Origin of the sequence: Embleya sp. AB8 (assembly GCF_049739465.1) — a bacterium.
GTDB lineage: Bacteria > Actinomycetota > Actinomycetes > Streptomycetales > Streptomycetaceae > Embleya.
The window spans coordinates 113,877-138,115 of the sequence record NZ_JBMHHY010000001.1 but is presented as its reverse complement, the minus strand read 5'-3'; the positions used below and the strand labels follow the sequence as shown (position 1 = coordinate 138,115).

The 24,239-nt window shown below is 71.2% G+C and carries 24 protein-coding genes; 7 read left to right on the top strand and 17 right to left on the bottom strand.

The features are described from left to right. Positions 1-26: 26 nt before the first annotated feature. Both ABIA38_RS00610 and ABIA38_RS00605 read left to right on the top strand, forming a co-directional pair. On the top strand, positions 27-671 hold the full coding sequence (locus ABIA38_RS00610) for an NADAR family protein (protein ID WP_424636331.1): 645 nt from the start codon (positions 27-29) through the stop codon (positions 669-671). Between the two features lie 15 nt (positions 672-686). Further along, positions 687-1,700 (top strand): hypothetical protein, encoded by a 1,014-nt coding sequence (locus ABIA38_RS00605; protein ID WP_424636330.1) that lies wholly within the window; start codon positions 687-689, stop codon positions 1,698-1,700. 136 nt (positions 1,701-1,836) lie between these two features. On the opposite strand, the gene ABIA38_RS00600 is transcribed toward ABIA38_RS00605, so the two are convergent. Further along, entirely contained in the window at positions 1,837-3,219 is a 1,383-nt protein-coding gene (locus ABIA38_RS00600) for a glycine--tRNA ligase (protein ID WP_424636329.1), read from the bottom strand. A gap of 163 nt (positions 3,220-3,382) precedes the next feature. Here ABIA38_RS00600 and ABIA38_RS00595 point away from each other — a divergent pair, with 163 nt between their 5' ends. Genes ABIA38_RS00595 through ABIA38_RS00580 form a run of 4 tightly spaced genes read left to right on the top strand, consistent with a single transcriptional unit; the run spans position 3,383 to position 6,524 of the window. Continuing rightward, positions 3,383-4,342 (top strand): metal ABC transporter substrate-binding protein, encoded by a 960-nt coding sequence (locus ABIA38_RS00595; protein ID WP_424636328.1) that lies wholly within the window; start codon positions 3,383-3,385, stop codon positions 4,340-4,342. After that, complete coding sequence (locus ABIA38_RS00590; RefSeq protein WP_424636327.1) at positions 4,339-5,151, top strand: metal ABC transporter ATP-binding protein; 813 nt, start codon at positions 4,339-4,341, stop codon at positions 5,149-5,151. The genes ABIA38_RS00595 and ABIA38_RS00590 overlap by 4 nt, the downstream gene beginning before the upstream one ends. After that, positions 5,148-6,059: a metal ABC transporter permease gene (locus tag ABIA38_RS00585; protein WP_424636326.1), complete on the top strand. Its 912-nt coding sequence runs from the start codon at positions 5,148-5,150 to the stop codon at positions 6,057-6,059. The genes ABIA38_RS00590 and ABIA38_RS00585 overlap by 4 nt, the downstream gene beginning before the upstream one ends. A 45-nt stretch (positions 6,060-6,104) precedes the next feature. After that, entirely contained in the window at positions 6,105-6,524 is a 420-nt protein-coding gene (locus tag ABIA38_RS00580; RefSeq protein ID WP_424636325.1) for a Fur family transcriptional regulator, read from the top strand. 186 nt (positions 6,525-6,710) lie between these two features. Here the strand turns inward: ABIA38_RS00580 and ABIA38_RS00575 are convergent, their stop codons facing one another. The 6 genes from ABIA38_RS00575 to leuA all read right to left on the bottom strand — a co-directional run bounded on the left by ABIA38_RS00575 (position 6,711) and on the right by leuA (position 12,992). After that, positions 6,711-7,457: a TIGR03943 family putative permease subunit gene (locus ABIA38_RS00575; RefSeq protein WP_424636324.1), complete on the bottom strand. Its 747-nt coding sequence runs from the start codon at positions 7,455-7,457 to the stop codon at positions 6,711-6,713. After that, positions 7,454-8,536, bottom strand: coding sequence for a permease (locus tag ABIA38_RS00570; protein ID WP_424636323.1), 1,083 nt, complete (start codon positions 8,534-8,536; stop codon positions 7,454-7,456). Before ABIA38_RS00570 ends, ABIA38_RS00575 begins: the two co-directional genes overlap by 4 nt. A gap of 119 nt (positions 8,537-8,655) precedes the next feature. Then, positions 8,656-9,561 carry an isoprenyl transferase gene (locus ABIA38_RS00565; RefSeq protein ID WP_424636322.1) on the bottom strand — a complete coding sequence of 302 codons (906 nt, stop codon included), beginning with the start codon at positions 9,559-9,561 and terminating at the stop codon, positions 8,656-8,658. Then, entirely contained in the window at positions 9,558-10,310 is a 753-nt protein-coding gene (gene recO, locus ABIA38_RS00560) for a DNA repair protein RecO (protein ID WP_424636321.1), read from the bottom strand. Before recO ends, ABIA38_RS00565 begins: the two co-directional genes overlap by 4 nt. 49 nt (positions 10,311-10,359) lie before the next feature. Then, complete coding sequence (locus ABIA38_RS00555) at positions 10,360-10,968, bottom strand: TerB family tellurite resistance protein (protein ID WP_424636320.1); 609 nt, start codon at positions 10,966-10,968, stop codon at positions 10,360-10,362. A gap of 266 nt (positions 10,969-11,234) precedes the next feature. Continuing rightward, positions 11,235-12,992, bottom strand: a complete 1,758-nt coding sequence (gene leuA / locus ABIA38_RS00550) for a 2-isopropylmalate synthase (protein WP_424636319.1) — start codon at positions 12,990-12,992, stop codon at positions 11,235-11,237. A 309-nt stretch (positions 12,993-13,301) separates the two neighbouring features. Here leuA and ABIA38_RS00545 point away from each other — a divergent pair, with 309 nt between their 5' ends. Continuing rightward, complete coding sequence (locus tag ABIA38_RS00545; protein WP_424636318.1) at positions 13,302-14,066, top strand: Trp biosynthesis-associated membrane protein; 765 nt, start codon at positions 13,302-13,304, stop codon at positions 14,064-14,066. 24 nt (positions 14,067-14,090) lie between these two features. Here the strand turns inward: ABIA38_RS00545 and era are convergent, their stop codons facing one another. From era to dnaJ, 10 genes are all read right to left on the bottom strand, one after another. Continuing rightward, positions 14,091-15,041, bottom strand: coding sequence for a GTPase Era (gene era, locus ABIA38_RS00540; RefSeq protein ID WP_424636317.1), 951 nt, complete (start codon positions 15,039-15,041; stop codon positions 14,091-14,093). Between the two features lie 61 nt (positions 15,042-15,102). Next, positions 15,103-15,462: a cytidine deaminase gene (locus ABIA38_RS00535; protein ID WP_424636316.1), complete on the bottom strand. Its 360-nt coding sequence runs from the start codon at positions 15,460-15,462 to the stop codon at positions 15,103-15,105. Between the two features lie 78 nt (positions 15,463-15,540). Beyond that, a complete protein-coding gene (locus ABIA38_RS00530; RefSeq protein ID WP_424636315.1) occupies positions 15,541-16,869 on the bottom strand; it encodes a hemolysin family protein in 1,329 nt (442 codons plus the stop codon). A gap of 51 nt (positions 16,870-16,920) precedes the next feature. After that, the gene (ybeY, locus tag ABIA38_RS00525) at positions 16,921-17,394 is read right to left on the bottom strand and encodes an rRNA maturation RNase YbeY (protein ID WP_424636314.1); all 474 of its coding nucleotides are present in this window, start codon (positions 17,392-17,394) and stop codon (positions 16,921-16,923) included. A gap of 5 nt (positions 17,395-17,399) precedes the next feature. Beyond that, positions 17,400-19,532, bottom strand: coding sequence for a PhoH family protein (locus ABIA38_RS00520; RefSeq protein WP_424636744.1), 2,133 nt, complete (start codon positions 19,530-19,532; stop codon positions 17,400-17,402). A 214-nt stretch (positions 19,533-19,746) separates the two neighbouring features. After that, a complete protein-coding gene (locus tag ABIA38_RS00515) occupies positions 19,747-20,658 on the bottom strand; it encodes a ribonuclease Z (protein WP_424636313.1) in 912 nt (303 codons plus the stop codon). A gap of 6 nt (positions 20,659-20,664) precedes the next feature. Continuing rightward, entirely contained in the window at positions 20,665-21,027 is a 363-nt protein-coding gene (locus ABIA38_RS00510) for an HIT domain-containing protein (RefSeq protein WP_424636312.1), read from the bottom strand. Between the two features lie 73 nt (positions 21,028-21,100). Next, on the bottom strand, positions 21,101-21,841 hold the full coding sequence (locus ABIA38_RS00505) for a 16S rRNA (uracil(1498)-N(3))-methyltransferase (RefSeq protein ID WP_424636311.1): 741 nt from the start codon (positions 21,839-21,841) through the stop codon (positions 21,101-21,103). Next, positions 21,838-22,905 carry an NAD(P)H-dependent flavin oxidoreductase gene (locus tag ABIA38_RS00500; protein WP_424636743.1) on the bottom strand — a complete coding sequence of 356 codons (1,068 nt, stop codon included), beginning with the start codon at positions 22,903-22,905 and terminating at the stop codon, positions 21,838-21,840. Before ABIA38_RS00500 ends, ABIA38_RS00505 begins: the two co-directional genes overlap by 4 nt. Before the next feature lie 205 nt (positions 22,906-23,110). Further along, the gene (gene dnaJ / locus ABIA38_RS00495) at positions 23,111-24,238 is read right to left on the bottom strand and encodes a molecular chaperone DnaJ (protein WP_424636310.1); all 1,128 of its coding nucleotides are present in this window, start codon (positions 24,236-24,238) and stop codon (positions 23,111-23,113) included. Between the last annotated feature and the right edge of the window lies 1 nt (position 24,239).

The window sequence follows — 24,239 nt, the reverse complement described above, 5'->3', positions numbered from 1 at the left end:
CGGCGGGGGCCGGCACGATCGCGGCCATGAGCAGCGATTTCGGCACCACCGTCGACGAGCCGGCCGACGGACTCGACGTCGAGCCGCTCGACCTCGCGGCCCTGGTGTCGCGGGCCCGGCGCCCGCCCCGGGTGAAGTACGTCTTCTTCTGGGGCCATCGGGAGCCGCTCGGGGACATCGACTCGAGCTGCCTGAGCCAGTGGTATCCGTCGCCGTTCACCGTGGACGGAGTGACCTATCGCACCGCCGAGCACTGGATGATGGCCGGCAAGGCGCGGATGTTCGGCGACGCGGACGCGGAGCGGCGGGTGTTGGCGGCGGGGCATCCCAAGACCGCCAAGACGATCGGCCGGCAGGTGCGCGGGTTCGACGAACAGCGCTGGGTGGCCGAGCGGTTCGAGCTGATCACACGCGGCAATGTGGCCAAGTTCGAACAACACCCGGCGATGCGCGCGTTCCTGCTCGGCACCGGGCGGCGGGTGCTGGTCGAGGCCAGCCCGCTGGACCGGATCTGGGGCATCGGGCTGGCCGCCGACGACGAGCGGGCGGGCGACCCCGAGCGGTGGCGCGGGCCGAACCTGCTGGGGTTCGCGTTGATGGCGGCCCGGGCCCGGTTGGCCGGCGCGGCCGACGATGCCGAGCCGGCCGGGTCCGAGCCGTCGTCGGCATGAACTAATCTCCGCACCATGAGTGCCTTTCCGCCCCCGCAGCCCCCGAACGGGCCCGGCTACGGCTACGGGCAACAGCCGTACGGACAGCCGAACAACGGCCAACCGCCCTACGGACAGCAGCCGGCCTACGGACCGCAGCAGCCCTATGGGCAGCCCGGTCCCGGGCAGCAGCCGTACGGACCGCCCTATCCGCAGCAGCAGTACGGCGGGGGCTACGGACCACCCCCGCCGCCCGCGCCGCGGCGGCCGAAGTGGCTGCTGCCGGTGGCCGGGGTGGTGGCCCTCGCGGTGATCGGCGGCGGCGCGTATCTCTTCCTGTCCAAGGACGGCGGCGACGACAAGAAGCCCGCCGCGCAGACCTCGCCGACCTCGGCCCCCAACCGCGCCGTGCTGCCGTCGGGAGGCGGCTCGGCCGCGCCCGGTGGTGACGAACCCAAATCGTTCCAGTCCGCGCCGCCGCCGAACCAGTCCGCGATCGACGCCGTCTCGACCGACAAGCTGGCCTTCACCACCGACTACTTCTTCAAGGACACCGCCGAGTTCGCCGGGCGCACCGGCGGGAAGTACCGGCAGTTGGCCAGTGACGGCTCGGCGGCCAAGGACTGTTCGAAGGTGGTCACCACCACCGGCTCGGCAATCACCCAGAACGGTTGCCTCGGCGTGCTGCGCGGGTCGTACAAGGACTCGACCGGGAAGTACGCGGTGTCGCTGGCGGTGATCTCGGTCCCGGACCGGGACCACGCACAGGCGTTGAAGAAGGCGTTGGCGTCGATTCCGGTCTCCACCTCCCCGATCGCCTGGCTCCAGCCGCCGGCGTCGAGCGGGGTCACCTTCAAGGACGGCTCCGAACACGTCGCGGTGGCCACCACCACCGGCCACTACGTCCTGGTGTTCGACCTCGGCCGGGCCGACGGCGGGCCGGTCAAGGGACAGGGCGAGGACGCCACGAAGGCGGCGGGCAACGTACTGGACGACCTGAACTTCCGGATGAGCGACCGCATCGTGGCGGGCATCTTCACGATGAAGTAGTAGATGAAGTAGTACACGACGCGATAGCCGCGCGATAGCCGCGAAAACGACGTGAGGGGCGCCGTCCGCGACGGCGCCCCTCACGTTCTTCGGCCCGGCCCAGGGCGTGTCTTCGAGCCCTGGCGCCGGACCCGGGTCAGCAGCCCGGCAGCCGCGCCGCGAGATAGCCCACGACCTGGTCGAGGGACACCCGCTCCTGCTGCATCGTGTCGCGCGAGCGCACGGTCACCGCGTCGTCCTCGAGGGTGTCGAAGTCCACGGTGATGCAGAACGGCGTGCCGATCTCGTCCTGGCGGCGGTAGCGCCGGCCGATCGCCCCGGCGTCGTCGAAGTCGCAGTTCCAGTATTGCCGCAGGTCGGCGGCCAGCCCGCGCGCCTTGGGCGACAGGTCGGTGTTGCGCGACAGCGGCAGGATGGCCGCCTTGACCGGCGCCAGGCGCGGGTCCAGGCGCAGCACGGTGCGCTTCTCCAGCTTGCCCTTGGCGTTCGGCGCCTCGTCCTCGAAGTAGGCGTCGAGGAGGAACGCGAGCATCGCCCGGTTCAGGCCCGCGGCCGGCTCGATGACGTAGGGGAACCAGCGCTCGCCGGCCTCCTGGTCGAAGTACGACAGATCGGTGCCGGACTTCTCCGAGTGGGTGCGCAGGTCGTAGTCCGTGCGGTTGGCGATGCCCTCCAGCTCGGAGAACTCGGTGCCGCCGAAGTTGAAGCGGTACTCGATGTCGACGGTGCGCTTGGAGTAGTGCGACAACTTCTCCTTCGGGTGCTCGAAGAAGCGCATGTTGTCCGGGTTCAGGCCGAGACCGATGTACCAGTCCCAGCGCTGCTGCATCCAGTACTCCTGCCAGGTCTCGTCCTCACCCGGCTTGACGAAGAACTCCATCTCCATCTGCTCGAACTCGCGCGTGCGGAAGATGAAGTTGCCGGGGGTGATCTCGTTGCGGAAGCTCTTGCCGGTCTGGGCGATGCCGAACGGCGGCTTCTTGCGCGAGGTCTGCTCGACGGCCTTGTAGTTGATGAAGATGCCCTGGGCGGTCTCCGGGCGCAGGTAGGCGCGGCCGGACTCGTCCTGGGTGGGGCCGAGGAAGGTCTGCAGGAGACCGTTGAACATCTTGGGCTCGGTGAAGGTGCCCTTGTTGCCGCAGTTGGGGCAGGTGATGTCGGCAAGCCCGTTCTCAGGCAGCCGGCCGCGCTTGGCCTCGTACGCCTCTTCGAGGTGGTCGGCGCGGTAGCGCTTGTGGCACGAGGTGCACTCGGTCAGCGGGTCGACGAACGCCTCGACGTGGCCGGACGCCTCCCACACCTCGCGGGCGAGGATGACCGAGGAGTCCAGACCGACGATGTCGTCACGCGAGGTGACCATCGTGCGCCACCACTGGCGCTTGATGTTCTCCTTGAGCTCCACGCCGAGGGGACCGTAGTCCCAGGCGGCCCGCTGGCCGCCGTAGATCTCACTACAGGGGTAAACGAAGCCTCGGCGCTTGCTCAGGCTGACGATGGTGTCGATCTTGTCGGCGGCCACAATGCTCTCTTCGGTGCGACGATGCGGGCAGTGACAGTGTCGGCACAGGCTACCGGCGTGCTGGTCACCGCCGTAAATCCATAACGGCCGGGCCGGGTCCGCCACGGTTGGCCCAACGGTCTATTATTGACAACGATTGTCATTCTAGTTGAGAATCATTGTCATGAAGATACGCCGCGCCGCCCCGGCCGCCCTGCTCGCGACCGCCGCCGCCTCCGCCCTGACGCTCTCCGGGTGTGCCGGCACGGACGACGCGAAGGCGGACACCGGGGCGGGCGCGAAATTGCGGGTGATCGCCGCCTTCTATCCGATGAAATTCGTCGCCCAGCAGGTCGGCGGGCCGCACGTGAAGGTGACGAACCTGACCAAGGCCGGCGCCGAGCCGCACGACCTGGAGCTGACCCCCAAGCAGGTCGGCGCGATCTCGCAGGCCGACCTGGTGGTCTACCTCAAGGGCCTGCAGCCCGCCGTGGACAAGGCGATCTCGCAGAACAAACCCAAGCACACCGCGGAGGCGACCCGATTCGCACCGCTGGAGGAGCACGGCACCGAGGTGCACGGCGCCGGCGACGAGCACGCGGGCCACGACCACGCCACGGCCGACCACGGCGACCCGCACGTATGGCTGGACCCGACCCGGCTCGCCGCGATCAGTACGGGTGTGGGCGAGTCGCTCGCCGCCGCCGACCCGGCCAACGCGGCCGACTATCGCGAGCGCGCCGCGGCCCTGGTGACCCGGCTGAACGAGCTCGACGGCGAGTTCGCCACCGGCCTGAAGACCTGCGCGCGCAAGGACATCGTGACCAGTCACGCCGCCTTCGGCTACGTCGCGGAGCGTTACCACCTCAACGAGATCGCGGTCAACGGCGTCAACCCGGAGTCCGAGCCCTCGCCGGCCCGCCGGGCCGACATCCAGAAGCTGGCCCGGGACAAGGGGGTCACCACGATCTTCTTCGAGACCCTGGCCGAGCCCAAGACGGCCAAGACGCTCGCCGAGGACCTGAAGGTGCAAACCGCGGTGCTCGATCCGCTCGAGGGCATAAAAGACGAGGCCCGAGACGATTACTTCTCGGTGATGCGCGCCAACCTGGACGCGCTGCGGAAGGGACTCGGCTGCTCATGACGGATCTTCGGACGGATCTCGGGGCGGATCTCGGGGCGGATCTCCACCCGCCGGTGGCCAGACTGATCGCCGGCACCGCGTCCCTCGGCGGCCGGCCGGTGTTGCGCGGGGTCGACCTCGCGGTGCGCCCCGGCGAGGTGGTCGCGCTGCTCGGCGCCAACGGCTCGGGCAAGTCCACCCTGGTCCGCACGCTGGTCGGCCTGGTCCCGCTGACCGGCGGCGACATCGAACTCTTCGGCACGCCGTTCGCCCGCTTTCGCGACTGGTCCCGGATCGGCTACGTACCGCAGCGCACCACGGCCGCCGCCGGAGTGCCCGCCAGCGTGCGGGAGGTGGTCGGCTCGGGGCTGCTGAACGGCCGCCGGCTGTTCGGGCCGGGCCGCGCGGGCCGGGCCGCGGTGGACGAGGCGCTGGACGCGGTCGGCATGCGCGATCGTGCCCGCGACGGCATCGCGAACCTGTCCGGCGGCCAGCAGCAGCGAGTGCTGATCGCCCGCGCCCTGGCCCGCCGCCCCGATCTGCTGATCATGGACGAGCCGATGGCCGGCGTGGATCTGCGCAGCCAGGAGGTACTCGCCGGCACCCTGCGCCGACAGCAGGAGCAGGGCCGGGCCGTGTTGCTCGTCCTGCACGAACTCGGCCCGCTGGAGCCGCTGATCGACCGCGCGGTGGTACTGCGCGAGGGCTGCGTGTGCCACGACGGCCCGCCGCCCCGGGCGGTCGGCCAACATGCCCTGCCGGGCCACGACCATGTGCACCCGCACGACGAACACACCGCGCACCGCGCCGGGATGGGACTGCTCTCGTGACGATCCTGGACTTCCCCTTCATGCAGCGCGCGCTGCTTGCGGCGCTGCTCGTCGGGATGACCGCGCCCGCCGTGGGCGTGTATCTGGTGCAGCGCCGGCAGGCGTTCATGGGCGACGGCATCGGGCACGTCGCGCTCACCGGAGTCGGGCTCGGCTTCCTGCTCAGCACCTCCCCCGTACTGACCGCGGTGCTCACCGCGTCGGTCGGCGCGGTGCTGATCGAGCTGATTCGCGAGCGCAACAAGGTCAGCGGGGACGTCGCGCTCTCCGTGCTGTTCTACGGCGGCATCGCGGGCGGCGTGATGTTGATCAACCTCGCGCCGGACGGCTCGAACGCGAATCTCCAGTCGTATCTGTTCGGTTCGCTGACCTCGGTCTCGCCCGAGGACATCCGGGTGATCACGATCCTGGCCGTCGCGGTGCTCGCGGTCACCCTCGGGCTGCGCCGCGCGCTGTTCACGGTGTGTCAGGACGAGGACTTCGCCCGGGTGACGGGGTTGCCGGTGCGCGCGCTGAACCTGCTGCTCGCGGTCACCGCCGCGGTCACCGTCACCGTCGCGATGCGGGTGGTGGGACTGCTCCTGGTCAGCGCACTGATGGTGGTCCCGGTCGCGGTCGCGCAGCAGTTGTCCCGGACCTTCTCGATGACGGCGGCGATCTCGATCGTGGTCGGCGTGCTGGTCTCGGTGTCCGGGACGGCGCTGACGTATTACGTCGACGCGCCGCCCGGGGCCACCATCGTGCTGCTCGCGATCGCGCTGTTCGTCCTGGTGGGGGTGCTCGCGGCGCCGCTGAATCGGCGCCGGGCCCGGCGTGCGGAGGCCGCCGCGGCACAGGCGGACGCGTTGCGCGCGGACGACGTGCATGTGGACGCGGAGGTACCCGGCGCCGGCACAATGGCGACGTAGGCACACACGCCTCGTCCGGCCCACTGCGATCGAGGAGGCACCCAGGTGACCACCGCCCATGGCACGAGCCCGGTACGGGGTCGGTCCACCCGGCAGCGTGCCGCCGTCTCGGCGCTTCTCGACGAGATCGAGGACTTCCGCAGTGCGCAGGATCTGCACGATCTGCTCAAGCAGCGCGGCGAGGCGGTCGGGCTGACCACGGTCTACCGGACGCTCCAGGCACTGGCGGACGCGGACGAGGTCGACGTGTTGCGCACCCAGGACGGCGAGTCGGTCTACCGACGGTGCAGCCGGGGGCACCACCACCACCTGGTCTGTCGCTCGTGCGGGCGCACGGTCGAGGTCGAGGGTCCGGCGGTCGAGCGGTGGGCGAACCGGATCGCGGCGGAACACGGATTCGGGGACGTCTCGCACGAGCTGGAGATCTTCGGTACGTGTGCGCAATGTGCCGTGGGCGCGGGTTGAAAAGCTCTGGCCTCAAACGCCGGCCGGGCTGGATGATGCACACCGATCGTGTCGGGTGCACCTCGCGCTGACGCACTTGGCCTCGAACGCCGGCCGGGCTGGATTCGTCGGTCGAGTGGGCCGGCTCGGCAACGGCGGACGAGATGGTCGCGCCGGACGCGACCGGCTTGCGCGTCCGGCGTCCTGTTATTCGTACGGCTCCTTCGGTGCCGGGATTCGGTCGATCTTCGTGGCGGTCAGCGCCGGCATCGCGTCGTCCGCCTGGATCTGGCCGTTGGGGAGCCAGCGGCCGGTCACCGTGACCCAGGAGTCGGTGGGTGGCGCGGCGGCGCCGTGTACCTCGATCTTGCGGGCGAAGGCGTCGGCGGCACAGCAGCTGATCACCATCCTCGTGACGTACCAGGTGCCCGGGGCCTTGCCGGGGGTGACGAAGCCGGTGAGTTGTACGTTGCGGTCCTTGAGTGGCGCGCTGGTGTCCCAGACCGAGCGGATCAGGAAGTCGGCCAGGCTCATCGGCAGCGGGTCCCCCGGCGGCAGTGCGGGGAAGCCGGCGTCGTTGGACGCGGCGGCCGGCTTGGCCACCACGTTGTTCGAGCGTGACGCGGTGTACGAGCCGAGCGCGGGCGGCGCGATCAGGAACAGCGCGAGCACCGGCAGGCACAGCAGCCAGGCCGCGCGCGGCCCGGCCGAGTGGTCGTGGCCGGCGTGCTCGTCGTCCGCCGCCTCGGCGGGCGTCGCCGGCTCCTCCGCCCGGCGCTGGATCCCGTCCCGGACCGCCGAGATCAGCCCGACCAGGAGCAGCACCGCGCCCGCGGCGATCAGCGCCGGGCGCAGCGCCTCCTTGACGTAGCGCAGGTACATGTCGGTCAGCGAGATGCGCAGCAGCGCGCCGCCGATCAGGATCAACAGGACCGCCTGGACGTCCCGCCTCACAACAACCACCATCCGACGCCGTAGCTTGCGACGATCGCCACCACGAACGTCGCCGAGGAGAACCGGGCCGCGAAGCCGCGCCCGAAGGTGCCCGACTGGAGCGCGATCAGCTTCACGTCCACCATCGGGCCGACCACCATGAAGGCGAGCTTCGCGGTCGGCGAGAAACCCAGCAGGCTCGCCGCGACGAACGCGTCCGCCTCGGAGCAGACCGCGAGCAGCACCGCGAGGAAGGCCAGCGCCAGGACCGCGAACCACGGCGAGCCGGAGACCGCGTCGATCACGTGCTTGGGCACCGTGACGTTGAGCGTCGCGGCGGTCATCGCGCCGATCACCAGGTAGCCGCCCGCGTGCAGGAAGTCGTGTTGGAGGGCGAGCCGGAAGTTCTCCCACTTGCCGCTGCCGCCGTGATCGTGCGGGCGGTTCATCGGCCTGATCCACTCGGGTCGGCCGAACCGGGCCCACAACCAGCCCATCAGTACCGCCGTGCCCAGCGAGGCGACGAACCGGGCGAGCACCATCTCGGGCTGCTTGGGGAAGGCCACCGCGGTCGCGGTCAGCACGATCGGGTTGATCGCCGGCGAGGACAGCAGGAACGCCAGCGCCGCAGCCGGCGCCACCCCACGTGCCATCAGCCCGCTGGCCACCGGCACGGACGCGCACTCACAACCGGGCAGGATCGCCCCGGCGGCGCCGGCGACCGGCACCGCGAGGGACTGCCGCTTGGGCAACACCTTGGTGAACACCGACGGCGGTACGAACGCCGTGATCGCGGCCGACAGCAGCGTGCCGAGCACCAGGAACGGCAGCGCCTGGATCGAGATCGCGACGAACACGGTGGCCCAGGTCTGCATCCGGGGCGAGCCGAGCCGGTCCACGATCCACGGCTGCGCGAACAGCAGCACGATCAGCGCCAGGACGAAGAATTCGAGTTGGCCCGGCCGCCATCGCTCGGCGGGCGGGCGACCGTGGGACACGGGTCCGGCGGTCGCGGGCGACGTCTCGGCGCCGCGGGGCGTTGCCACCCGCGCGGCGGCAACGGGGCGCGGCGGCGCGCTCTTCTCGAACATGATGGTCATGTTCGCATTGATCGTCGGGCCGCCGCAGGGCGCACGCCCCCCTTTGCGAACCTTTCACCCGACAGCCATCGCCCACGTGGGCGATCCGACCCCGCCCGCGAGCAAAACCGGGTGCCCGCTCAGGCCTTGCCGGCCGCCGAGGAGCCCGAGGTCACCGGTTCCGCCGCCGCGACCGGGTTGGGCAGCGCGCCGCCGTAGCGCCGATCGCGCGCCGCGTAGGTCTCGACCGCCTGCCACATGTGCCGTCGGTCGAAGTCCGGCCAGAGCACGTCCAGGAAGACCATTTCGGCGTAAGCGGACTGCCACAGCAGGAAGTTGGAGGTGCGCTGCTCGCCGGAGGAGCGGATGAACAGGTCGACGTCGGGCATGTCCGGCTCGTCCAGGTACTTGGCGAACAACTTCTCGTCGACCTTCTTCGGGTCGAGCCGACCCGCCTTGACGTCCTGCGCGATCAACGCCGCCGCGTCCGCGATCTCGGCCCGGCCGCCGTAGTTGATGCACATCGCCAGGGTGAGGTTGGTGTTGTCCTTGGTCCGCTCCTCGGCGATCTCCAGCTCGCGGATCACGCTCGCCCACAGCCGGGGCCGCCGGCCGCACCAGCGGATCCGTACGCCGAGTTCGTCCATCTCGTCGATCCGCCGGTGGATCGTGTCGATGTTGAAGCCCATCAGGAAGCGCACCTCCTCGGGCGAGCGCTTCCAGTTCTCGGTGGAGAAGGCGTACGCGGACAGGTACTTGACGCCGATCTGCGCGGCGCCCTCGACCACGTCGAACAACGACGCCTCGCCCGCGGTGTGCCCGTCGGTGCGGGCCAGGCCGCGCTCCTTGGCCCAGCGGCCGTTGCCGTCCATCACCAGCGCGATGTGCCTGGGCACCAGGTCGGCCGGAATCTCCGGGGGCAGCGCGCCCCCGGCGTGCGGCTTGGGGTCGCGGTAGTGCCGCTGCTCGCGAGCGGCCCGGGCGGGGGCCGACTCGGCCCGCCGGCGGCGGGAAAACAGGCCGAAGCGGCCACGCGACTGACTCACGATCTCTCCACCAATCTCAACGAGCGGATACCCCGCTCCAGGTGCCATTGCAGATACGCGGCCACCAGGCCGCTGCCCTCGCGCCGGTGCCGCGGCTCGCTCGCGTCGGCTCGGCCCCAGTCGCCGGTCAACAACGCACCGAGCAGGGAAAGGGTCTCGGGTGAGGGTACGACGGATCCGGCCGGGCGGCAGTCGCCGCAGACCGTCCCGCCGCCCTGCACCGAGAAGAAGCGGTTGGGCCCGGTCAGCCCGCAGCGCGCGCAGTCGGCGAAGCTGGGCGCGTAGCCCGCCACCGCGAGCGAGCGGAGCAGGAACGCGTCCAGCACCAGGCCCGGCTCGTGCGCGCCGCCCGCGAGGGTGCGCAGCGCGCCGATCAGCAGCAGGTATTGCTGCATCGCGGGCTGCCCGCGCTCGTGGTCGGTGAGCCGCTCGGCGGTCTCCAGGATCGCCGTGCCGGAGGTGTAGGCGGCGTAGTCGAGCGCGAGTCGACCGCCGTACGCGCCCAGCGTCTCGACCTGCGTGATGATCGGCAGGCCGCGCCCGGGGAAGTCGCTGCCGCGGGTGAAGAACTGGATGTCCACGTGCGCGAACGGCTCGACCCGGGCGCCGAACTTCGACTTCGTCTTGCGCACCCCGCGCGCGACCGCGCGCACGATCCCGTGGTCGCGGGTCAGGAGGGTGATGATGCGGTCGGCCTCACCCAACTTCTGGGCGCGCAACACGACACCCTCGTCACGGAGGAGGCTCATGCTCCCATTGTGCCGCGCGCCACCGGCACGCCGGGGCCGGTGTGCCGGCTCACGGGCCCGCGAGCACGTGATCGACGCGGGCCCGGCCCAGGCCGAGTCGGTCGCCGGCGTGGTAGAGGATCACCCGATGCGCCGGGTCGTACGCCCCGCCGGCCAGTGCGACCCGGGCCGCCACGCCGACCAGGTGCTCGCGCCCGGCCACCGCGAGGTGCGGGGCGATCTCGGCGAGCGCCCACTCGGTGTCCTGGGCCAGGTGCGCGCCGACGTCGGCGGCCAGCGTGCAGGCGTCGTAGCTCGGCATGCCCGCGGCTCGGACCGCCTCGACCGCCGCCGCGCGCACCGTGTCCGCCTCGTGCGGCTCGTCGTCCACGGCCGCCACCACGGCCACCACCAGGGTGCGGACCGCCTCGCGCAGCAGCAGGGTGAGCGCCCGGGCGGTCGGTGCCTCCAGGACCGAGACGTCGTGCCGGGTGCAGCACACCGCGCACTCGATGCCCGAGCCGGCCCGCCCGAGCGGGATCAACGCGACGCCGAACAGCACGAGTCGGCGCCGGCCGCCGCCCTTGCGGAAGCGCCGATCACCGCCGCACGCCGGACAGTGGAACTCGCCGTCCCCGATCGCCGATCGGATGGTCCGGATGCCCACGACGAAAAACATGGTGCCGCCCCCTGCGTCCCGCGCGGCGGAGCGCGATATTCCCGCCTGCTTCGATGCTGCCACGAATTTCACGAAGCGTCATCGAAAGCGGACAGATGGTTACTTTTACTCGCGCGGGCCGGTACCCGATGGGTGGCCCGGAACCCCAACGTGTCCACCGCCCGGCACACCCGGAACCGGTACTCCGGCGTCATGGAATGGAAAACGGCGGCCCCCGGTGCGACCGGGAACCGCCGTTGTCTCGCCGTGCCTTGCGAACGCGCGGATCAGCCGCGCGCGGCCCGGTTTACCGCGCTCACGATCGCCGCCAGCGAAGCGCGCACGATGTTCTCGTCCACGCCCACGCCCCACAACACCCGGCCGTCGACCGCGCACTCGACGTAGGCCGCGGCCCGCGCGTCCTCGCCGCCGCTCATCGCGTGCTCGCTGTAGTCCAGCACCCGGGCGTCGAAGCCCAGGTCGCCCAGGGCCCGGACGAACGCGTCGATCGGGCCGTTGCCGATCGCCTCCAGGGTGCGGACCACGCCGTCCACGCCGATCTCGACGGTGAGTACGTCCTTGCCGTCCTCGCCGGAGACCGTCCGGTGCCCGTGCAGCTCGAGCCGGCCCCACGAGGCATCCGGGGTGGGCAGGTACTCGTCCCGGAACGCGGCCCAGATCTGAGCCGGCGTCACCTCGCCGCCCTCGGCGTCGGTCTTGGTCTGGATGATCCGGGAGAACTCGATCTGCGCGCGCCGCGGCAGGTCCATCCGGTGGTCGGCCTTGAGCACGTAGGCGATGCCGCCCTTGCCGGACTGGCTGTTCACCCGGATCACCGCCTCGTAGGTGCGGCCCACGTCCTTCGGGTCGATCGGCAGGTAGGGCACCGCCCAGTTCAGCTCCTCGACCGGCTTGCCCGCCGCCACCGCGTCCCGCTCCAGCACCTCCAGGCCCTTCTTGATCGCGTCCTGGTGCGAGCCGGAGAACGCGGTGTAGACCAGGTCGCCCGCGTACGGGTGGCGCGGGTGCACCGGCAGTTGCGTGCAGTATTCGACGGTGCGCCGGATCTCGTCGATCTCGGAGAAGTCGATCATCGGGTCCACGCCCTGGCTGAACAGGTTCATCCCCAGCGTGACCAGGTCCACATTGCCGGTGCGCTCACCGTGCCCGAACAGGCAACCCTCGACCCGGTCGGCGCCCGCCATCACCGCCAGCTCGGTGGCCGCCACCGCCGCGCCGCGGTCGTTGTGCGGATGCACGGACACCGCGACGAACTCGCGACGGCTCAGGTTGCGGCTCATCCACTCGATCTGGTCCGCGTACACGTTCGGCGTCGAGCGCTCGATGGTCGCGGGCAGGTTCAGCACGATCTCGCGCCCGGCCGCCGGCTGCCAGACGTCCATCACCGCCTCGCAGACCTCCAGGGCGAAGTCCAGCTCGGTGTCGATGAAGATCTCCGGCGAGTACTCGTAGCCGAACGCGGTCTCCGCGCCCAGGTGCTTGTCCGCGAAGCGCAGCACATGCTCGGTGCCGGAGACCGCGATCGCCTTGCACTGCGCACGATCGACGTTGAAGACGACCCGGCGGAACTCCGGCGCGGTCGCGTTGTACAGGTGCACGGTGGCCTTGGGCGCGCCGATCAGCGACTCGACGGTGCGCTCGATCAGTTCCTCGCGGGCCTGGGTGAGCACCGAGATGGTGACGTCGTCCGGTACCGCGCCCGATTCGATGATCGAGCGGATGAAGTCGAAGTCGGTCTGCGAGGCGGCCGGGAAGCCGACCTCGATCTCCTTGTAGCCCATCCGCACCAGCAGATCGAACATGGTCCGCTTGCGGGCCGGGCTCATCGGGTCGATCAGCGCCTGATTGCCGTCGCGCAGGTCGGTGGACAGCCAGCGCGGCGCGACGGTGATCGTCTTCGACGGCCACGTGCGGTCCGGCAGGTCGACGCCGCGAAACGGCCGGTACTTGTGGATCGGCATCCCGGACGGCTGCTGCGTCACGGACGAGGCGGTGATCGGCGTGGGGCGAGTCACGAAGGACATGCGGCTGGTCTCCTGAGCGCGAGGAAGGGACTGCAACGGCAGGTAGGCCGGCGACGGGAGGAAGCGACATCCCGGAGGCTCCGACGTGCGGACATGCCTCTATCCCCGCGACGGGGGAGCCGGTCTGACCTCGGTCAGAGGGATGAGCCCCCGGCGCGGCGGCTAAGGAGAAGCAGCCACTGACGCATGATGTCGGCAACCATACCCGACCCGCCGAACGGGCCGAGCAGGCATCCGGCATACGAACACATGTGATCTTTTGACCGGAGCCTCTCCCCGGAGGGGCCCGTTCCTCCTACGCTCCTGAGTATGAGTTACGACAACCAGGGCCCATACGGACCACAGCCGGGTCAGGGCCGGCCCGGCGGATACCCCCAGCAGGGCGGACCGGGCTACGGACAGCCGCAACCGGGCGGCTACGGCCAGCAGCCGCCCCCGCCGCCGCAGTACGGGCAGCAGCCCCCGCAGCAGTACGGCCAGCAGCCGCCGCCGGTGTACGGGCAGCAGCAGCCCGGTCCGTACGGTGTGCCGCCGCAGCCGGGCTACGGGCCGCAACCCGGTGGATACCCGCCGCCCATGCCGGGCGGAGGCGGCGTGGGCGGCGGGCTGCCGTCGTTCGGACCGGCGGCGATCGCGGGGGCGATCGCCGCGGTGCTGATCATCGTCGGGTCGTGCCTGCCGTGGCTCAAGATCGATGCCAACGGCGAAAGCGGGACCTACAAGGGCCTCGGCGGCGACGGCGTGTACACGCTGATCGCGGGCATCGTGGTGCTCGCCCTGTTCGCCGCCGGGATCCTGCTGCGCAAGGCCCCGCTCGCCGCCGCCGGCGCCGTGCCGGCGGTGGTCGCGATCGGGCTTGCGGCCTGGAACCTCGCCGAGCCGTCCCGGCTGCCGATCAAGAAGGACAACATTCCGAGCAGAGCGCATGAACTGGTCAAGAAGACCATCGACCACTACGGCAGCACCGGAATCGGCCTGTGGCTGCTGCTGGTCGGCGCCGTGGTCGCGCTCGGCGCCGCGGTCTTCGTCCTGGTGACCGCCAAGCGCAACACACCCGCGCCCTACGGCCGCTGACCCACCCGTTCGACCCGTTCGACCTCAGAATCCGAGCTTGCGCAGCTGCTTGGGGTCGCGCTGCCAGTCCTTGGCCACCTTCACGTGAAGGTCCAGGTAGACGGGCGTCCCAAGCAGCGCCTCGATCTGCTTGCGGGCTCGGGTGCCCACGTCCTTGAGCCGCGAGCCCTTGTGGCCGATCACGATCGCCTTCTGGCTCGGGCGTTCGACGTAGAGGTTCGCGTGCACGTCGAGCAGCGGCCGGTCGGCGGGACGGTCCTCGCGCGGGATCATCTCCTCGATGACCACCGCGAGCGAGTGCGGGAGTTCGTCCCGCACGCCTTCGAGCGCCGCCTCGCGGATCAGCTCGGCGGCCATCACCATCTCCGGCTCGTCGGTGAGTTCGCCGTCCGGGTAGAGCGACGGGCCCGGCGGCAGCAGCGGCATCAACAGGTCGGCGACCAGGGTCACCTGGCTGTCCCCGACGGCGGAGACCGGGATGATCTCGGCCCACTCGATGCCGACGTCCTCGCCCATCTTCTGCACCGCGAGCAACTGCTGGACCAGCGTCTGCTGGTCCACCAGGTCGGTCTTGGTGACGATCGCGACCTTGGGCGTGCGCTTGGCCTCGGCCAGTTCGGCCGCGATGAACTTGTCGCCGGGGCCGACCTTCTGGTCGGCCGGGATACAGAAGCCGATCACATCGACCTCCGCCCAGGTGGCCCGGACCAGGTCGTTGAGCCGCTGGCCGAGCAGGGTGCGCGGCTTGTGCAGGCCGGGGGTGTCGACCAGGACGAGCTGGCCGTCGGGGCGGTGCACGATGCCGCGCACCGTGTGGCGGGTGGTCTGGGGGCGGCCCGACGTGATCGCCACCTTCGTGCCCACCAGCGCGTTCGTCAGGGTGGACTTGCCGGCGTTGGGGCGGCCCACGAAGCACGCGAAGCCCGAGCGGTGGACGGGCGCGGAAGGGTCAGGGCGATCACTCATGGGTGACATTGTCGCTCAAGAAGCGAGCGCTCCTTGCGCCCCGGGTTCCCGGGGCGCCCCGAAGCCGACCTCAGACGGTCGCGATCGAGCGCACCACCGCGTCCGGGCCGGCCGACACGATCGGGGTGCCGGCGCCGCCGAGGTCGCGCACCGCGGCCCGGTCGGCCTCGGTCACCGCGTCGTCGGTGCCCACGATCGCCGCCGCCTCGAGGCCGCGTGCACCGCCCGCGACCGCCATCGCCACGGCCGTGCGCAGCGCGGACAGTTCGAGCGAGGGCAGCGCGACCGTGGACGCGGTGTAGGTACGCCCGGTCTCGTCCCGCACCGCCGCCCCCTGGCTCGCCCCGTTGCGGGCCCGGGTGGCCCGGGCCAGGGTGACCAGCTTGGCGTCCTCGGGGTCGACGGCGAACTCGGGCGTCTCGGCGCTCACGGGGGTCCTCCAACTCGGCGCGGTACGGGTGCCGGCACACCCTAACTCGCCGCATTCCCCGTCCGGCCCGGCGGCCCGTCAGCGATTGCGCTCCGCCCCGGACCGGCCCTCCGCGGCGCCGGCCGGTACGTCCCGGTCCGGCGCGACCCGGCTCACCACGATCGTGCCGACCCGGTTGCGCCGGCCCGAGGGGCTCTCCGCGACCAGCCGCAATCCCTCGACCACGGCCGTCGCGCCCGGGATCGGCACCCGGCCGAGCGCCTTGGCGAGCAGCCCGCCGACGGTCTCCACGTCCTCGTCGTCGAGTTCGAGGCCGAACAGCTCGCCCAACTCGTCCACGGGCAGGCGGGCGGTGACCCGGAACGCGCCGTCCGGGAGTTGTTCGACCGGCGCGCTCTCGGTGTCGTATTCGTCGGTGATCTCGCCGACGATCTCCTCCAGGATGTCCTCGATGGTGACCAGGCCGGCGGTGCCGCCGTACTCGTCCACCACCACGACCATGTGCGTGCGGTCCGCCTGCATCTCGCGCAGCAGGTCGTCGGCCGGCTTGCTGTCCGGCACGAAGGTCGCGGCGCGCATGATCGAGTCGACGCTCTCCTTGGCCCAGTCGGGGTCGCCCACCGTGCTGCGCCGGGCCAGGTCCTTGAGGAAGACGATGCCCACCACGTCGTCCTCGTTCTCGCCGATCACCGGTATCCGCGAGTAGCCGGAGCGCAGCGCCAGCGACATCGCCTGGCGCAGCGTCTTGTGCCGTTCGATGAAGACCATGTCCGGGCGCGGCACCATCACCTCGCGCACGATGGTGTCGCCCAGTTGCAGCACCGAGTGCAACATCTCGCGCTCGTCGCCCTCGATCAGCGAGTCCTTCTCGGCCAGGTCCACGAACGCGCGCAGTTCGGCCTCGGACGCGAACGGGCCCTCACGAAAGCCCTTGCCGGGGGTGAGCGCGTTGCCGAGCAGGATCAGCAGCCGCGGCAACGGGCCGAGCACGCGGGCCAGGCCGAGCAGTACGGGTGCGCCGATCGTGGCCACGGTGACCGGGTGTTGGCGGCCGACGGTGCGCGGGGACACGCCGACCGCGACGTAGGACACCACGACCATGATGCCGATGGTGACCAGCACCGCCTGCCAGGTCTCGGCGAAGTCGTCCACGCACACCACGGTGACCAGGACGGCCGCCGACAGCTCGCAGACGACCCGGACCAACAGCGCCAGGTTGAGGTATCGGGCGGGGTCCTGAACCACCGTCAGGAGCCGTTTGGCGCCCCGTCGTTCCTCCCGGACCAGTTCCTCGGCGCGGACCCGGGAGATGCGCGAGAGGGCGGCCTCCAGGCAGGCGAACAGGCCGGCCGCGGTGACCAGCACGATCGCGCCGATCACCAGTTGCAGCACGCGGTCAGCGGGCACTGCCGCCCCCGGCCCGGTTCCGGTCGGGGGCGGGGATATCCCGTGGCCGGCTCATCCGCGGTCCTCCGCGGCGCGGCGGGCCTCCCGCCAGGACTCGAGCAGTTCCTTCTGGAGCGCGAACATCTCGCGCTCCTCGTCCGGTTCCGCGTGGTCGTAGCCCAGCAGGTGCAACACGCCGTGCACGGTGAGCAGGTGCAGCTCGTCGTCCATGGAGTGGCCGGCCGCCGCGCCCTGGCGCTGCGCGACGGTCGGACACAACACGACGTCGCCGAGCAACCCCTGCGGGGGATCCTCGTCGGCCTTGCCGGGACGCAGCTCGTCCATCGGGAAGGACATCACGTCGGTCGGACCGGGCAGGTCCATCCACTGGATGTGCAGTTGCTCCATCGCGGGTTCGTCCACGATGACCACGGACAGTTCCGCCAGTGGATGGATGCGCATACGGTCCAGCGTCCACCGGGCGACGTCCACGATCGCGTGTTCGTCCACCCCCGTGCCGGACTCGTTGGCGATGTCGATGGACATGGCCTTCAGTTCACTTCCCGTTCCACTGCTTGCATGTTCACTGTGTGCTTGCCCCGACCGTTCTTCTCGGCCGGCCGCCGGCCGCGCGACCTGGGCACGTCGCCGTTGCCGGTGCCCACCCCGTTCGGGTGGCCGTTGGCCTCGACCTGGACGTCGTAGCGCGCGTAGGCGTCCACGATCCGGCCGACGAGCTTGTGTCGGACCACATCCTCGCTGGTGAGCCGGCAGAACGCGATGTCGTCCACGCCGCGCAGGATCTCCTGCACCACGCGCAGCCCGGACTGGGTCCCGCCGGGCAGGTCGACCTGGGTGGTGTCCCCGGTGACCACCATGCGCGAGCCGAAGCCGAGTCGGGTCAGGAACATCTTCATCTGCTCGGCCGAGGTGTTCTGCGCCTCGTCCAGGATGATGAACGCGTCGTTGAGGGTGTTGTGGGTGAGGAGGTAGTCCTCCGTAACGTACAACGAGTCGGCCGCCGCGACCTGGATGCACACCGCTTCCTCACGACCGGCGGGTTCGATGCTTTCGATGTGCCGCATCGGTCGACCACCACCACCCGCAGCCCGGTACTTCTCCCGCTTGCGCGTGAGCCGGAAGGGTTCAACGCCTTCGGGGAGCCTGATGTCGATGACGTGGGCGTCATGGCGATGCTCCACCACCCGGCCGTTCGCCCGCCCGGGAGGGCGACCCAACGCGGCCCTGCGTCGGCTGTACGCCACGCCGCCGAGGGATCGAACCAACGCGACCACGTCGTCCCGCAACAGGATCGATGTCGTCGTGTACTGGATCCGGCAGGTCCGTCCGCTCTGCGTCACCGGCCCACCGTCGGAGTCCAGCAGTCCTTGGAGCAACGCGAGCCGGATCTCGGCCGAGTTGTACAGGTACGCGTCCGGCACGAACTTCGACTGCGACCGGCCGCCGAGGAGTTCCAGTTCCCTGAGTACACCGGTGACCGGATTCTCCAGCGTGACAACGTCACCCGGCGCCTTCACCCGATTCAGTACGTAGTCCACCCGGTTCCTCGCCCGCACCCGAACACCGGGCAACGCCGCTTCCAGTGCGGTGGCCGACTCGGGATCGGCAGTGCTGAAGTCGGGGGTGGTCGCGCCCGTCAGGCATCCGTCGCCGAGCAACAGCCCCAGGGCGTAAGGATCCATCGGCACCGCGCGTTCGGGGAAGCACGCGGGGCCGGTCAACAGCGGCAGTTCATAGCGCCGGGCGTGCGCGGCACGAAGATTGCCGATCATCTCCCTGGTTTCCAGCACCCGCCAGGGCTTGTCCCGTCGACGATCGGCAGCCGTCCTGACCGTCCACAGATGCTCACCGCAGCACAGGGTCGACGACCCGTCCTGAGCCGTGACGCGGTAGATGTCCTTCGCGCCCTGTGGGTAGACACCCAGGACCGGGGTCGGCTCACCGCTGGACCCGATGACGAGATCGCCGACCTCGAGTTCGCCGATCGGGCGGAATCCCGACGGGGTCAGCACCTTGGTGAAGACCGGCTGGGCCCGGCCTCGCATGTACGCGAGCGGAGCCACCTCGATGGTGCCGGCGGCCATCAGGCGCGGGATCGAGTCGGGGTCGATCATGTCGTGCAGCGCGTCGTAGAGCGGGCGCAGGTAAGGGTCGATCTTCTCGTAGAGGGTGCCGGGCAGGAAGCCGAGCCGCTCGCCCGCCTCGACCGCGGGGCGGGTCAGGATGATCCGGGTGACCTGCTTGGACTGCAGGGCCTGGACCGCCTTGGCCATCGCCAGGTAGGTCTTGCCGGTGCCCGCCGGACCGAGGCCGAACACGATGGTGTGTTCGTCGATCGCGTCCACGTAGCTCTTCTGGTTGAGCGTCTTGGGGCGGATCGTCCGGCCGCGGTTGGACAGGATGTTGAGGGTCATCACCTCGGCCGGGCCGTGCCCGTCGCCCGAGCGCACCATCGCCACCGAGCGCTCCACGGCCTCCTCGGTGAGCGGCTGACCGGTGCGGACGATGACCAAGAGCTCGTCGAAGAGCCGGCGGACCAGGGCCACCTCGGTCTCGCTGCCGGCCACGGTGACCTCGTTGCCGCGGACGTGGATGTCGACCTCGGGGAACCCCTGCTCGACCACTCGCAGGAACGAGTCGCCGGAACCGAGGAGCGCCACCATCGGGTGCTTGGCGGGGATCGTGATCTTCGCCTGGGCCTGCGCGGTCGGAGTTTCCCGCGTGCTGTTTCGCGGGGTGTTCTCGGAGCTCGCGCCTCGCGCGTTCGTCGTGGGAGCCATGGGCGGCCTTGGCGGCCTGATCACGCCTCATTTCCGTGTTCGGGAAGCGATTCGATGTTGCTCAATGGTAACTCTTGGGTCTTGGCGGACCCGGGGATTATTCGGCCGTCGGCCGCCGGCGCGGGATCTCGATCCGGTCCAGGTCGTGCGCCGCGACGGTGTCCGGGAACACCTCGCGGGCCTGCTCGAGCAGCGGTGTCACATCGGGGTAGCGCTGCGAGAAGTGGGTCAGCACCAGCCGCCGCGCGCCCGCCTCGGCGGCGATGCCCGCCGCCTCGCGCGCGGTGAGGTGGCCGACCTCGCGGGCCAGTTCGGCATCCGCGTCGGCGAACGTCGACTCGCACACGAGCAGATCCACGTCGCGGGCCAGTTCGACGGCCGCCGGGCACAGCCGGGTGTCCATCACGAAGGCGAACTTCTGGCCCGGTCGGGGGGCGCTCACCTGCTCCAGGGTCACCGCGCCGACCCGGCCGGCGCGCTGGATCCGGCCCACGTCCGGCCCGAAGATGCCGTGCGCGGCGAGCCGGTCGGGCAACATCCGGCGGCCGTCCGGTTCCACGACGCGGTAGCCGTACGACTCGACCGGGTGCGACAGTCGGCGGGCCTCCAGGGTGAACGGCCCGGCGGGGAGGACCACATGCTCCCCCGCCAGCGGCTGCTCGAGCAGCACCGCCGCCTCGTGGAAGGCGGTCGCGTGGTGCAGCCGGTCGAACCAGTGCCGGCCACTGGCCGGGAAGTGCGCGGTCACCGGGTGCGGGACCCGGTCGAGCGACATGCGCTGGAGCACGCCGGGCAGGCCGAGGCAGTGGTCACCGTGGAAGTGCGTGACGCAGATCCGGGTGATGTCGTGCGCGGCCACCCCGGCGTGCAACATCTGCCGCTGGGTGCCCTCGCCGGGGTCGAACAGCAGCCCCTCGCCGTCCCAGCGCAGCAGGTAACCGTTGTGGTTGCGCTGCCGCGTCGGGGCCTGGCTCGCGGTGCCGAGGACGAGGAATTCCCTGGTGGACACGGCCGACTAGCCGGGAGGCCAGCTCAGCCCGCGGCCCCCGAGGAGGTGTGCGTGCACGTGGAACACGGTCTGGCCGGCGCCGGCGCCGGTGTTGAAGACGATCCGGTAGCCCGCGTCGGCGAGGTCCTCGGCCGCCGCGACGGCCGCCGCCTCGGCGAGCAGCGCGCTGGCCAGTTCGGGGGCCTGGGCGCCCAGTTCGCCCGCGTTGGCGTAGTGCGCGCGCGGGATGACCAGGACGTGCGTGGGCGCCTGCGGGTTGATGTCCCGGAAGGCCACCACGTCCTTGGTCTCGTGGACGATCGTGGCCGGGACGTCGCCGGCGAGGATCTTGCAGAACAGGCAGTCGGCCTGGGGTTCCCCCGCAGCCATGGGTGCCTCCATCGGGTCCGAGTCGATCACGGGCGGTCGCCCCCGATCGTAGTGGGGTGACCCACCCGCCGGGTCAGGCCCAGCGGCCGGATCGGGCCAGGAGTACGGAAGCGGCCGAGACGCCGGCCGTGGAGGTGCGCAGTACGGTCGGGCCCAGGCGGTAGGCGGTGGCGCCGGCGGCGGCGAACGCGGCCAGCTCGTCCGGGGCGACGCCACCCTCGGGGCCGACCACCAGGACCAGATCGCCCTCGGTCGGGGTGGCGGCGGTCGCGATCGGCTCGGTGGCCGCCTCGTGCAGGACGCCGGCGAACGCGGCGGCGCCCAGCAGCGCGGCGACCTGCCTGGTGCTCATCGGGTCGGTGACCTCGGGCAGGTGCAGCCGGCGGGCCTGCTTGCCCGCCTCGCGGGCGGTGGCGCGCCACTTGGCCAGTGCCTTGGCGCCGCGCTCACCCTTCCACTGGGTGATGCAGCGGGCGGCGGCCCAGGGCACGATCGCATCGACCCCGACCTCGGTCATCGTCTCCACGGCCAGCTCGCCGCGGTCGCCCTTGGGCAGTGCCTGGACCACCACGATCCGCGGCGCCGGCGCGGGTTCCTCGGTGCGCGAGTCGACGTCGACGTACAGCGTGTCCTTGCCCTCGGTGCGGTTGACCGTGCCGTGTACGGCCAGGCCGGCGCCGTCGGCGAGGACGATCTCCTCGCCCGGGGCCAGTCGGCGAACCGTGACGGCGTGCCGCCCCTCGGCGCCGTCGAGGACGACCTGTCGGCCGTGCCGGATCGACTCGCCGGGGGCGAGGAAGACGGGGGCGCTCAAGCGCATGCCTTTCGGGCGGCGGCCATCTCGTCGACGAGCCGGTGGATCACCTCGGCGGCCGGCTCCTCGCGGGCGAGGCGCCAGCCCTGGCCGGCCCACAGCGCGAGACCGTCGGCCTCGCCCCGGGCGGCGGCGGCCTTGCGGATCGGCGAGACCAGGTGGTGAACGTAGGGGTAGACGCCCGGGGCCTCGGCCTCGTGCCGGGCCACGAAGCCGTTGTGCAGGCCCCTGGCCCAGCGGCCGGAGAAGGCGCGGGTGAGCACGCTGCGGTCGAAGGCCGGGTCGGCCAGCGCGGCCTTGTGCGCGGCGGGCGCGACACTTTCGGGGCAGCGCAGGAAGGCCGTGCCGAGCTGGGCGGCACTCGCGCCGGCCAGCCGGACCGCCTCGATCTGACGACCCGTCATCAGGCCGCCGGCGGCGATCAGCGGCAGCTCGGTCTGGCCCGCGATCAGGGTGAGCAGCGTGAGCAGGCCGTACGGGGCGGGCGCGTCGGGGTTGCCGAAGCCGCCCTGGTGGCCGCCGGCTTCCGCGCCCTGTACGCACAGCGCGTCGACCCCGTGCCCGACGGCGACCCGGGCCTCCTCGGGCGTGGTGACGGTGGCCACGGTCCGCGTGCCGGCCGCCTTCAGCGCGGTGACCTGCGCCATCGCCGGCAGCCCGAAGGTGAAGCTCACCACCGGCACCGGGCGGGCCAGCAGCAGTTCGAACTTGGCGTCCCAGTCGTCGCGTTCCGAGCCGGGCGCGGGCGTACCCACGGTGCCGCCGTAGCGCGCGGCGGCCCGGGCCAGCGAGCCCGCGTAGCGCCGGGTCGCGTCGGCCTCGGCCGGGGTGGGCGCCGGATGCGGCATGAACGCGTTGACCCCGAACGGCGCGTCGCCGATCAGCGCGCGCAACTCGTCGATCTCGGCGCCCATCGCCTGCGCCGAGCGATAACCGGCGGCCAGAAAGCCGAGCCCGCCCGCACGGGTGACCGCCGCCGCGAGGGCGGGACCGGCCGCGCCGGCCATGGGGGCCTGGATGATCGGCAGTTCGCTCAGCCGGGTGGGGTCGGTGGTGGTCGGCATCATGCTCCCCGTTCGCTCGGTCGCCTCGGTTCGCTCACCGGACCAAGCCTAGGCCGTGCGCTCGGGCCTGCGCCGGACCGGCCCGCGGCGTCCGGTGCGGGACGTCGCGGACGCGGGCGGGAGCCGACGGCCCCGGCCGCGGCCGATTCGCCCCCGAACGCCGGACAGGCCGAAATCAGCCCGTCCGGCGCTCGGGGACATCGGCTCAACGTCCGTTGAACGCGTCCTTCAACCGGGAGAACAGCCCCTGCTGGCCCGGCGTGAACTGGCCCGAGGGCCGTTCCTCGCCGCGCAGCTTGGCCAGCCGGCGCAGCAGTTCCTCCTGCTCGGGGTCGAGCTTGTTCGGCGTCTGGACCTCGACATGCACGACCAGGTCGCCGCGCCCGCCGCCGCGCAGGTGGGTGATGCCCCGCCCGTGCAGCGGGATCGACTGGCCCGACTGGGTGCCGGGGCGGATGTCGATCTCCTCGGTGCCGTCCAGCGTCTGCAACGGCACCTTGGTGCCGAGCGACGCGGCCGTCATCGGGATGGTGACCGTGCAGTGCAGGTCGTCGCCGCGCCGCTGGAACGTGGTGTGCGGGACCTCGACGATCTCCACGTAGAGATCGCCGGCCGGGCCACCACCGGGGCCGACCTCGCCCTCGCCCGCGAGCTGGATCCGGGTGCCGCTGTCCACGCCCGCCGGGATCTTGACGGTGAGCGTGCGCCGGGCCCGGATCCGGCCCTCGCCCGCACACTCCGGGCACGGGTGCGGGACCACGGTGCCGAAGCCCTGACATTGCGGACACGGCCGCGACGTCATGACCTGGCCCAGGAACGACTTGGTCACCTGGCTGACCTCGCCGCGCCCGCGACACATGTCGCAGGTCTGCGCCGAGGTACCCGGGGCCGCGCCCTCGCCGTTGCACGTGTTGCACGTGACGGCGGTGTCCACCTGGATCTCCCGGGTGGTGCCGAACGCGGCCTCCTCGAGGGTGATCTCGATCCGGATCATCGCGTCCTGGCCGCGCCGGGTGCGCGAGCGCGGGCCGCGCTGACTGGCCTGGCCGAAGAACGCGTCCATGATGTCGCTGAACCCGAAACCGGCCTGGCCGAAGCCGCCACCGCCGCCCCCGGAGGACAGCGGATCGCCGCCGAGGTCGTACATCTGGCGCTTCTGCGGGTCCGAGAGGACCTCGTAGGCGTTGTTGATCTCCTTGAACCGGTCCTGCGTCTTCGGGTCCGGATTGACGTCCGGGTGCAGCTCCCGAGCGAGCCGGCGGAAGGCCTTCTTGATTTCCTCCGGGGTGGCGTCGCGCCGTACCCCGAGGACCTCGTAGTAATCGGTAGCCAAC

Bases quoted from the DNA above. Each gene is read 5' to 3' on its own strand.
- ABIA38_RS00610 (WP_424636331.1), top strand. From the start codon at position 27: ATGAGCAGCGATTTCGGCACCACCGTCGACGAGCCGGCCGACGGACTC.
- ABIA38_RS00605 (WP_424636330.1), top strand. From the start codon at position 687: ATGAGTGCCTTTCCGCCCCCGCAGCCCCCGAACGGGCCCGGCTACGGC.
- ABIA38_RS00595 (WP_424636328.1), top strand. From the start codon at position 3,383: ATGAAGATACGCCGCGCCGCCCCGGCCGCCCTGCTCGCGACCGCCGCC.
- ABIA38_RS00590 (WP_424636327.1), top strand. From the start codon at position 4,339: ATGACGGATCTTCGGACGGATCTCGGGGCGGATCTCGGGGCGGATCTC.
- ABIA38_RS00570 (WP_424636323.1), bottom strand. From the start codon at position 8,536: ATGACCATCATGTTCGAGAAGAGCGCGCCGCCGCGCCCCGTTGCCGCC.
- recO (WP_424636321.1), bottom strand. From the start codon at position 10,310: ATGAGCCTCCTCCGTGACGAGGGTGTCGTGTTGCGCGCCCAGAAGTTG.
- ABIA38_RS00555 (WP_424636320.1), bottom strand. From the start codon at position 10,968: ATGTTTTTCGTCGTGGGCATCCGGACCATCCGATCGGCGATCGGGGAC.
- leuA (WP_424636319.1), bottom strand. From the start codon at position 12,992: ATGTCCTTCGTGACTCGCCCCACGCCGATCACCGCCTCGTCCGTGACG.
- ABIA38_RS00545 (WP_424636318.1), top strand. From the start codon at position 13,302: ATGAGTTACGACAACCAGGGCCCATACGGACCACAGCCGGGTCAGGGC.
- era (WP_424636317.1), bottom strand. From the start codon at position 15,041: ATGTCACCCATGAGTGATCGCCCTGACCCTTCCGCGCCCGTCCACCGC.
- ybeY (WP_424636314.1), bottom strand. From the start codon at position 17,394: ATGTCCATCGACATCGCCAACGAGTCCGGCACGGGGGTGGACGAACAC.
- ABIA38_RS00520 (WP_424636744.1), bottom strand. From the start codon at position 19,532: ATGGTGGCGCTCCTCGGTTCCGGCGACTCGTTCCTGCGAGTGGTCGAG.
- ABIA38_RS00510 (WP_424636312.1), bottom strand. From the start codon at position 21,027: ATGGCTGCGGGGGAACCCCAGGCCGACTGCCTGTTCTGCAAGATCCTC.
- ABIA38_RS00500 (WP_424636743.1), bottom strand. From the start codon at position 22,905: ATGCCGACCACCACCGACCCCACCCGGCTGAGCGAACTGCCGATCATC.